We start from the raw sequence: 8,999 nt of genomic DNA, 5'->3' as shown, positions 1-8,999 counted from the left end.
AAGGAATTATTCAGCGTTACACGATTAAACTCAATCCGGAACTCCAGAGGGCCCACAACGTCGTTGCTCTGATAATCAAAACTGACGAGCCAGAGAAGCTTCAAGAGTTCGAGGAAATCATCGAGATTAACCGCTTCACGAGCAAGAAGTACCTCATAAAAGTGGCCGTCGAAGACATGGAGGGGCTGAGAAACGTAATAGAAGGTGCCGGTTTTGAGGTGCTTGAGATAATGCCTATCCTAGAGAGCATCGAGAAAGAGCACCCTCCCAAGGTCAAGGTTCCATTCAAATGCGACTACTGCGGCAAGGAGATAGTCGGCGAGCCTATAGTTTACAAGTACCGCAACAGGGTTTACTTCTTCTGCTGCCCCATCTGTTTGAGAGAATTCAAGAGAACCAGGGAGAACATAGAGAAACTCAAGCTAAAAGAGCAGGAGGTAAAGCACGCTCACGAGCACTAAAACCACGCCCATTGCCAGATCCCCCCGGCCGCTCATCCTTGAAAGCTTATTGACTGCTCCACCAAGCTTGGCATATTTAGTCCCATAGTGAAAGCCCAAGGTCACCAGGACCAGAGGGAGAACAGATATCCCAATGAATATGCCCAAAAGTGCAACCCGAATACTAAAGGAGAACCCATCAGATAGCAGAGAAGTCACCAAGAGATACGAAGGTAGGACACACGAGAGGGAGAGAAATGACATTGCACCTCCCACTAAGAAGGCACTCAGTGGAGATGTGGCTTTTTCAAGAATTTTGTTGCTCTTCTCTTTCATCGGGTTGCTCATAGATATATTTACGTAGCCGAGCGAAGAGAGTATTTTATACAGCCCCACCACAACTCCAAACGCCACTACAAAATACCTCAGGAACAAAAACCTCCCATGAAGATCCATCAAGGCAGAGGCTATGAGGCTGTATCCAAGAAGAACTCCCGCTGTAAAGGAAAACCCCACTTTGAGAACCCTCTTTTCATCAATCAAGGCTATCATTGATAAGAGGAATACTATCATCAAGAAGATGGAGGGCCTCAGTGCATTCAGAATTCCAAGTGCTATCACCGAAAGTGTCGTTAAACCGGTAAACTCTGTGAACTCAGTAATGGGCTCAGCGAGAGCACTTTTAGCCAGCAGACTGAACAAGAGCAGAACAAAAACTTTCTTCATCGCTACCACCTACTCAGTGCTTCATTGAAGGGCTACCTAAACGAACGATCATTACAGTTGAGCCGTCTTTCACTGTTATACTGACCTCATCTCCTTTGGAGAGACACGGGATTTCAATTGGATGAGTATAGCGTATCTTTAAGAGCTCTCCTTTAGCATCAATTATCGCAGTACACGTAAGCTTTGTATAATCACTATTTGGTATACAGTCTGTATCCGCTAAAACCAGTGCTTTTTGGACATCAAAGGCCTTACCTTCCATCAGATAACCAGTAAAAACATCTCCCTCCTTGGGAGTTAAAGAAAAATAGTAGGATAGAAATAGCAGAAACAAAACTCCAAAAAATAGGGACCTCCTCATAATATCAGCCCCTTAAAAAGCATAAAAAAGATTAAGGAATTCATTCTCTTCCTCTTCTTCAATACCCATCGCTCTCTTCTTCAATACCCATCACTCTTTCGCAGTACTCGTGCCTTTCCTCCCACCAGCTTCCCATGTACTTCTCCATTATTGGCTCCATTTCCTCCTCCATTTCCTCGTGCATCTCAGCGAAGTCTCCGCTCTCCATGTACTGCTCCATTTCCGCATACATGTCTTCGTCCATCATGCCCGGCCCATGAGCAACGCCCATCATTGGACCAAAGCCTCCCCAGAAGCTCCTGTCTTCATCCCAGCTGAACGGCCCTGAATGCGCTAGACCGTACGGGACTGCGATGAGAGCTCCAATTATGAATCCGATCAACACGGACTTCCACTCCATTTTGCATCACCTTTCTGTTGTTTTCATAGTACACTATGAGGGAAAGGCTAATAGGCTTATTATTTGCAATGTGAGAAATGATTTTGAGAGAATTTGCTGAATTGTAAGAATAAACCAAATCAAAAGTTTTCACGACTACAATATGATGAAAATGGAGAGGACTGCCAAAAAATATGATAGATTTTCAAAAATTTACGACCTCTTCGAGAGCCCAATGGAAGCGAGGGCTTTCTCAAAGTACAGAGAGAAAGCCCTGAGCATGGCTGAAGGGAAAGTCCTCGAGATAGGAGTTGGAACTGGGAAGAATCTTCCATATTACCCCAAGGATGTTGAAGTAATTGGCATAGACTTCAGCAGAGGAATGCTCGAAAAAGCGGAGAGAAGGAGAAAAGAGCTCGGTTTAGAAAATGTCAAGCTCCTCCTGATGGACGCCCAAAATTTAGAGTTTGAAGACAACACTTTTGACACGGTTGTGAGCACTTTCGTGTTCTGTACAGTTCCAGACCCCGTCAAAGGGCTGAAAGAAGCGTATAGAGTCTTAAAACCTGGAGGGAAGGCGATATTTCTAGAACATATGAAAAGCGAGTCAAAGCTTTTGAACATTCCACTCTACTTGATGGATCCGATAATGAAAGCCCTGGTGGGCACTTCGATGGTGAGAGAGACGCAAAAGAATATTGAAAAGGCTGGCTTTAAGATAGAAAAGGTCGAAAATCTCTTCTTCGACATCGTGAGGTTAATTGTTGCCACAAAAGTGGACAAAGGTGTGTAACAGCAACAAAATGTCAAAAATCTTTTATTCTAAACCTTTTGTTAAAACAAAGTCGAATTATTCTCGATTTTTCAAAAAGCAGTTTTGCCACAACCGAAAGATATATATATGCATTTTTATTCATCTTTGAGTAGGTGAGGGCTAAATGGTAGAGAATTACACAGAATTGGGTATTTACGAGGACATAGTAAAAGCCATTGGAAAGACGCCGTTAGTGAGGCTTAAAAAGATAGAGAGGTATTTCAGCATTGAAAATGAGCTCTACGCCAAAATAGAGTTTTTCAACCCTGGAGGAAGCATAAAGGACAGAATAGGCAAGTACATGATTGAAGGTGCCAAAAAAGAAGGGAAAATAGCTGAAGGTGCAGTTATAGTTGAGCCTACCTCAGGCAACACGGGAGTTGGCTTAGCTTTAGTAGCTGCAGTTGAAGGATACAAAACAGTGTTCACAATGCCTACGAAAATGAGCTTGGAGAAGGAGCTTCTCCTTGAAGCCCTAGGCGCTTTTGTGATTAGAACTCCCACAGCTGTTGCTCCAAGCGATCCCAACTCATACTACAAAGTGGCTGAGGCTGTGAGGAATCTCATCTGGAAAAAGAAGAGGCCAGTGAGTAGGGAGGAGCTCAAAGAGATAGTTGACTATGTGCAAAAGCTCGTTGATGAGGAGAGGCTTGATGAACTAAAGGCCATTCTCGAAGAAAAAGTTGAAGAGACCCCCTATGCTTACATTCCGAACCAGTACTTCAACAAATACAACCCAATAGCTCACTATGAAACAACTGCTAAGGAAATTTGGGAGCAGACTAAAGGAGAGATAGACTATCTTTTCGCTGGGATTGGCACAGGTGGAACTATAACTGGAATCGGGCGCTATCTAAAAGAGAGAAAAGACGTTAAGATAATAGGCATTGATCCAGTAGGCTCAATATACAACCTCGTAAAGAAGGGAATGAGCTTAGAGGAAGCTGTGAAAAAGGCTCACCCATACTTAGTGGAGGGGATAGGAGAGGATTTGCTCCCAGAGACTGTTGATTTGAGCCTAGTTGATGATATAGTTGTCGTCAATGACCAAGAGGCTTTTGCGATGACGCGCTTCTTGGCAAGGAAAGAAGGGATTTTAGTTGGAGGTTCTTCAGGAGCGGCTCTCTACGGAACAATAAAATATCTCAAAGAGAACGGAATAAGAGGAAAGAAAGTCGTTATAATATTCCCAGACACTGGAAGGAATTATTTAACGAAAATTTTCAACGATAACTGGCTTCTCGAGAACGGTTTTGAGATTGATGACGAAAAAGTTCTGGAGGTGCTGAGATGAGGTTTTCAACTAAAGCTATCCATGTTGGTGAAGATCCAAGGGAGATGCAGCATGGGGATGTAGTTTCCCCAATCCACCTCTCAACTACTTTCGCAAAGAAGAGCGTAAGGGAAGTTGAGGAAGGCTATGTTTACTCAAGGAGCGGCAATCCCACGAGGGATAACCTTGAGAAAAAATTAGCAGCACTTGAAAACGCTAAGTATGGGTTGGCTTTTTCCTCGGGATTAGCGGCTGAATCCACAATACTCCTAGCCTTACTAAAGAAAGGAGATCATGTCGTAGCTTTCGACGACCTCTACGGAGGCACCAAGAGGCTGTTCAACAAGGTTATGGAGCGCTTTGGGATTGAGTTTACTTACGTAGATGCAAGAGAGCCCGAGAACGTTAGAAGTGCAATACAAGAGAACACAAAGATGATTTGGCTCGAAACTCCCACAAATCCCCTCTTAAAGCTCGCTGACATCAAGGCGATATCTGAGATTGCTCATGAGAAGGATTTAATCGTGGTTGTGGACAACACATTTGCGAGTCCCTACTTCCAAAATCCCCTTGACTTAGGTGCTGACATAGTTCTCCACAGCGTTACTAAATACCTAGGTGGCCACTCCGACGTTGTCGGAGGAGCCGTGATGGTAAATGACGATGAGATTTATGAGAAGCTAAAGTTCCATCAAAACGCAGTCGGTGCAATTTTGTCGCCCTTTGACTCCTGGCTCGTTATGAGAGGCATTAAAACGCTCGCTGTTAGGATGGAGAGGCACGAGAAGAACGCTATGAGGATTGCGAAGTATTTGGAAGAGCACCCATTGGTTGAGAGGGTTTACTATCCAGGCTTGCCTTCGCATCCACAGCACGAGCTCGCAAGGAGGCAAATGCGCGGCTTTGGGGGAATGCTCTCATTTGAGCTTAAAGGAGGATTGAAAGAGGCCGTGAAATTCGTCGAGAGCTTGGAGATTTTTGCACTGGCTGAAAGCTTGGGAGGAGTGGAATCACTAATTGAGCTCCCGGCTTTGATGACCCATGCCTCTCTTCCAAAGGAGGAAAGGGAGAAAGTTGGCATAAAAGACTCCCTTATCAGAGTTTCAGTTGGAATAGAAGACGTTGAGGACTTGATTGAAGACTTGGAGAAAGGCTTCAGGGGGATAAAGCAATGATACCAAGCATCAGTGAGGTTAAAGAATTCTTGAAAAAGCTCGGCTTCGATGAGAGCTCAGCTAATGAGCTTATAGAGCAGATAGAGTACTTTGAAGGAGAAGCACCCCGGAGAGACGATATTGTGAGGGACTACCTTAGGGAGGAGTGCATAGAGACAATAGTTGACGACATAGTTGAAGAAATCCTAAAGCTAAACAAGGAAAGCATTAAGCTCTTAGACGTTGCAGCTGGCTCAGGGTTTTTCACAGAAAGGGTCAAGAGGAAGCTTGAGGAGAGAGGAGTCAAAGCAGATGTGTATGCTTTAGATATAACCCCAAGCATGCTGAAAAGGCTTAATGAAAAAGGGATAGCACCCATTTGGGGAGTTGCCGAGAAAATTAGGGAATCCATTGAGATTGCCAACGAGCACTACGGCATAAATGCTCCAAAAGAATTCGACGTCGTGCTCTCCACCCTGGCGTTCCACCACTTTTTAAAGCCGGAGAAAGTCTTGGAGAGCATGAAAAGTGCTCTAAAGGACAATGGTATAGTAATAATAGTCGACGTCCTCAAACACGAACATGAGGAGCTCAAAGAAACTTTGAAGGACACTCACCTTGGATTTTCACTGGAAGAAATAAAAGAGATGGGCTCAAAGATATTCAAGGAAGTGAAAGCCAGCTATATGGATGTGTACTGTGAAGTCGGCGACGCGATAGTCGGATTATACAAAGCGGTGTTTGCTTAACTGCGGAGCTTTCTTTTTTCTGCCACTTCTTTTAGCTTTAAGTGAGCTTTTAAAAGCCTCTTTTTGATGATGCGCTCTGCTGTGAAGAAGTTCAAGATTCTCCCCAGAAAACCATAGCCAATTGTGTAATACACGCCTTCAATACTTAGGGTCATATTATCCACAGGAATGAAGTAGTGTTCATACCGCAATTTCTTTAAAAATGTGTCCTCTTCCAGCATCTCCCCGGAATAGAAGTAGTTTTCTTTAAAGTCAACAATCCGGTATTTTACCCACTTTTCTGTCCCCTTTTCGCGGGTGTGGTATATTAACCCTTTCTTCAATTTCCCATCATCTTCAGATTTAAACTCATATTCTGGCCAGAATAATCTATGATTATTAATGTTGGATACGAGAGAAAAAACTTCTTCCACTCTCGCGTCAATAAGCACTGCTATTTTAACACAATGAGAGAAACCTCGCGGTGCTTTACACTCTAAAAACTCAATCTGTGTATTTTTAAGTCTCTTGACGATTAAGTGAATTTTCTGCTGGTCGTATTTTTTCGAATTCATTTTCCACCGCCTTTATTCATCGAGCAGATTCGTCTATATTCTGTAAAATTAGAGGAATAACTTAAAAAATGTAAAAATATGCAAACAAATGGAAGGGACTAACCTTCTAGAAGCTTCCTCTTTCTTCTCTCGTATTCTTCGTCGTCTATTTCTCCCCTTGCGTACTTCTCATCAAGTATCTCAAGTGCGCTCTTTTTTGATGTCCCACTCGAGCTCTGCTCGATTATCCACTTAATGAACCACACTACACCGACTATTATCGCAACCCAAAACAGGAGCATGAATATTGCTCCAAAGATTCCAAAGTAGCCAAATCCCATCATGTCGTGCCACCCCCATTCAGTTTCTCCTACATGGACTAAAAATCTTCCAGCGTTAATATTTTCGAACATCATTTTACTCGCCCCATGTATTACTCATTGCAAAGGGTTATATTCCTTATTTTTGTCAAAATGTAAAAACAGTGCCCCATAATTTCAAAAAATTAAAGCAGTGAATGGGCTCAAACTTTCAAAAACTTCGCGTTTATCGCGACTATCACCGTGCTCAAGCTCATTAACAAAGCACCTACCGCTGGACTTAATAGTATTCCATAGTTGTAAAGCGTCCCCGCTGCCAGAGGAATTGCAAATGTGTTGTAGCCAGTTGCCCATGCCAAATTCTGCACCATCTTCCCATAGGTTGCCCTTGCAAGGTGTATCGCTGTTATGACATCTCTTGGGTCGTTCTTCACTAGGATTATATCAGCACTCTCTATTGCCACATCGGTTCCTGCTCCGATTGCTATACCCACGTCCGCCTGGATTAGTGCTGGAGCATCGTTTATTCCGTCTCCGACCATTGCAACAATGAAGCCTTTTTCTTGAAGCTCCTTAACTTTCTCGGACTTCTGGTGGGGCAAGACCTCTGCAAAGTAGCCATCCAAGCCAAGCTCCTCGGCAACCCACTTTGCAACTTTAGCGTTGTCTCCTGTGAGCATGTAAGCTTTAATTCCCATCTCGTGGAGCTTCTTTATCGCTTCCCTCGACTCTGGCCTTATCTTATCGGCTAAAGCTAAAGCACCGACCAGCTTTCCACCGATGACTAAGAACACCACCGTCTTGCCCTGCTCCAAGACCTCCTTAACGCGCTCATCCTCCCTCCAGAGACCCTTCTCCTTCAAGAACCCGGGGCTTACAACGAGCACTTCTCTGCCATTGATAACGCCTTGAGCACCTTTTCCGGGGATTGCTTTGAAGTCCTTAACATCGTAAAGTTCAATCTCCTTTTCTTTTGCTTTTTCTACTATCCCCTGCGCTATTGGGTGTGATGAGTGGCTCTCCAGTGCTGCCGCATACCTCAAGATTTCCTCCTCGCTAAGCTCGTCCAATGGAATTATGTCCGTTACCTCAAACTTTCCTTCCGTTAGTGTTCCCGTCTTGTCAAAGACAACCACCTGAACATCCTTTGCCCTCTCAAAGGCTTCTCTATTCCTAATGAGTATTCCCTTCCTCGCTGATATTGACGTTGACACTGAGACCACTAAAGGAACAGCCAATCCCAAAGCGTGGGGGCATGTAATTACCATCACAGTGACCATTCTCTCGAGAGCGAACACAAAGGGCTTCCCTAAGTAGAGCCAAGCTCCCAGAGTTGCGCTTCCAGCGGTTATTGCAATGAGTGTGAGCCAAAACGCTGCTCTATTAGCTAAGTCTTGAGTTCTCGACCTCGTCTCTTGAGCCTGCTTCACAAGCTCAACCACCTGCATCAAATAGGTCTCTTTTCCAGTCTTCTCGATCCTGACTTTAATCGAGCCCTCTAAGTTTATTGAGCCACCAATAACAATGTCACCTGGTTTCTTATAGACGGGCTTTGACTCACCAGTGAGCATCGCTTCGTTTACGCTCGTCTCGCCTTCAATTATGATGCCATCAGAGGGTATCTTCTCGCCGGGCTTGACTAAAACCACGTCTCCCTTCTTGAGCTCGCTCACTGGAACGTCTTTTATTCCCTCAGGAGTTATTAGGTGAGCATCAGTTGGCATGAGCTTTATAAGCTCCTCTAAAGCCCTCGAAGCACCGAGAACAGAGCGCATCTCTATGTAGTGCCCCAAAAGCATGATGTCAATAAGCGTCGCAAGCTCCCAGTAGAAGGTCTTTCCGGGTAATCCAAAGGTTACAGCGGCGCTGTAGAAGAAGGCAACCGTGATTGCTAAAGCAATTAGCGTCATCATTCCTGGGGTTTTCTTCTTAAATTCATCTCTCATTCCTGTTAGGAACGGCTTTCCACCGTAGAAGTAGACCGCTGTCGATAGCGCGAAGAGAACGTATCTATCGCCCGTGAACGTGAATGTAAAACCAAGGAACTTTTGAATCAGCGGAGATAGGAGCAGTATCGGAATCGTAAGTATGGCAGAAACTATAAATCTCTTCTTAAAGTCCTCCATCATCATTCTATGGTGATCTGCATGCGAATGCTTGTGTTCTCCGTGCTCAGGTTCATGAGCCGCATGTCCATGCTTTTCTTCCTCCATCTCGTGTCTATGCATTTCATGCTCTCCATGTTCCATA

General features: G+C 44.3%; 11 protein-coding genes. 5 read left to right on the top strand and 6 right to left on the bottom strand.

The features are described from left to right. Nucleotides 1–461 (top strand): TRASH domain-containing protein (locus E3E23_RS09165; protein ID WP_167908153.1); only part of this gene is annotated, 461 nt, incomplete at its 5' end. Here the strand turns inward: E3E23_RS09165 and E3E23_RS09160 are convergent. From E3E23_RS09160 to E3E23_RS09150, 3 genes are read right to left on the bottom strand one after another with little or no spacing between them, the layout of a single operon-like run. After that, a complete protein-coding gene (locus tag E3E23_RS09160) occupies nucleotides 423–1,166 on the bottom strand; it encodes a cytochrome C biogenesis protein (RefSeq protein WP_167908152.1) in 744 nt (247 codons plus the stop codon). The genes E3E23_RS09165 and E3E23_RS09160 overlap by 39 nt on opposite strands. Before the next feature lie 13 nt (nucleotides 1,167–1,179). Next, a complete protein-coding gene (locus E3E23_RS09155) occupies nucleotides 1,180–1,527 on the bottom strand; it encodes a hypothetical protein (protein ID WP_167908151.1) in 348 nt (115 codons plus the stop codon). Between the two features lie 58 nt (nucleotides 1,528–1,585). Beyond that, nucleotides 1,586–1,927, bottom strand: coding sequence for a hypothetical protein (locus tag E3E23_RS09150; RefSeq protein WP_167908150.1), 342 nt, complete (start codon nucleotides 1,925–1,927; stop codon nucleotides 1,586–1,588). A gap of 151 nt (nucleotides 1,928–2,078) precedes the next feature. Here E3E23_RS09150 and E3E23_RS09145 point away from each other — a divergent pair, with 151 nt between their 5' ends. The 4 genes from E3E23_RS09145 to E3E23_RS09130 all read left to right on the top strand — a co-directional run bounded on the left by E3E23_RS09145 (nucleotide 2,079) and on the right by E3E23_RS09130 (nucleotide 5,896). After that, the gene (locus tag E3E23_RS09145) at nucleotides 2,079–2,699 is read left to right on the top strand and encodes a class I SAM-dependent methyltransferase (protein WP_167908188.1); all 621 of its coding nucleotides are present in this window, start codon (nucleotides 2,079–2,081) and stop codon (nucleotides 2,697–2,699) included. A gap of 145 nt (nucleotides 2,700–2,844) precedes the next feature. Next, nucleotides 2,845–4,014, top strand: coding sequence for a PLP-dependent cysteine synthase family protein (locus E3E23_RS09140; protein WP_167908149.1), 1,170 nt, complete (start codon nucleotides 2,845–2,847; stop codon nucleotides 4,012–4,014). Beyond that, nucleotides 4,011–5,168 carry a cystathionine gamma-synthase gene (locus E3E23_RS09135; protein ID WP_167908148.1) on the top strand — a complete coding sequence of 386 codons (1,158 nt, stop codon included), beginning with the start codon at nucleotides 4,011–4,013 and terminating at the stop codon, nucleotides 5,166–5,168. Before E3E23_RS09140 ends, E3E23_RS09135 begins: the two co-directional genes overlap by 4 nt. Further along, nucleotides 5,165–5,896 (top strand): class I SAM-dependent methyltransferase, encoded by a 732-nt coding sequence (locus E3E23_RS09130; protein ID WP_167908147.1) that lies wholly within the window; start codon nucleotides 5,165–5,167, stop codon nucleotides 5,894–5,896. The genes E3E23_RS09135 and E3E23_RS09130 overlap by 4 nt, the downstream gene beginning before the upstream one ends. On the opposite strand, the gene E3E23_RS09125 is transcribed toward E3E23_RS09130, so the two are convergent. The 3 genes from E3E23_RS09125 to E3E23_RS09115 all read right to left on the bottom strand — a co-directional run bounded on the left by E3E23_RS09125 (nucleotide 5,893) and on the right by E3E23_RS09115 (nucleotide 8,875). Further along, entirely contained in the window at nucleotides 5,893–6,309 is a 417-nt protein-coding gene (locus tag E3E23_RS09125) for a hypothetical protein (protein ID WP_167908146.1), read from the bottom strand. The genes E3E23_RS09130 and E3E23_RS09125 overlap by 4 nt on opposite strands. Nucleotides 6,310–6,548: 239 nt before the next feature. Continuing rightward, nucleotides 6,549–6,845: an SHOCT domain-containing protein gene (locus E3E23_RS09120; protein WP_240920791.1), complete on the bottom strand. Its 297-nt coding sequence runs from the start codon at nucleotides 6,843–6,845 to the stop codon at nucleotides 6,549–6,551. Between the two features lie 107 nt (nucleotides 6,846–6,952). Then, nucleotides 6,953–8,875, bottom strand: coding sequence for a heavy metal translocating P-type ATPase (locus E3E23_RS09115; RefSeq protein WP_371807538.1), 1,923 nt, complete (start codon nucleotides 8,873–8,875; stop codon nucleotides 6,953–6,955). Between the last annotated feature and the right edge of the window lie 124 nt (nucleotides 8,876–8,999).

The organism is Thermococcus sp. CX2 (assembly GCF_012027555.1).
Classification (GTDB): Archaea; Methanobacteriota_B; Thermococci; order Thermococcales; family Thermococcaceae; genus Thermococcus.
Note: the sequence above shows the minus strand (reverse complement) of the source record. Positions and strands in the feature narration are given on the sequence as shown.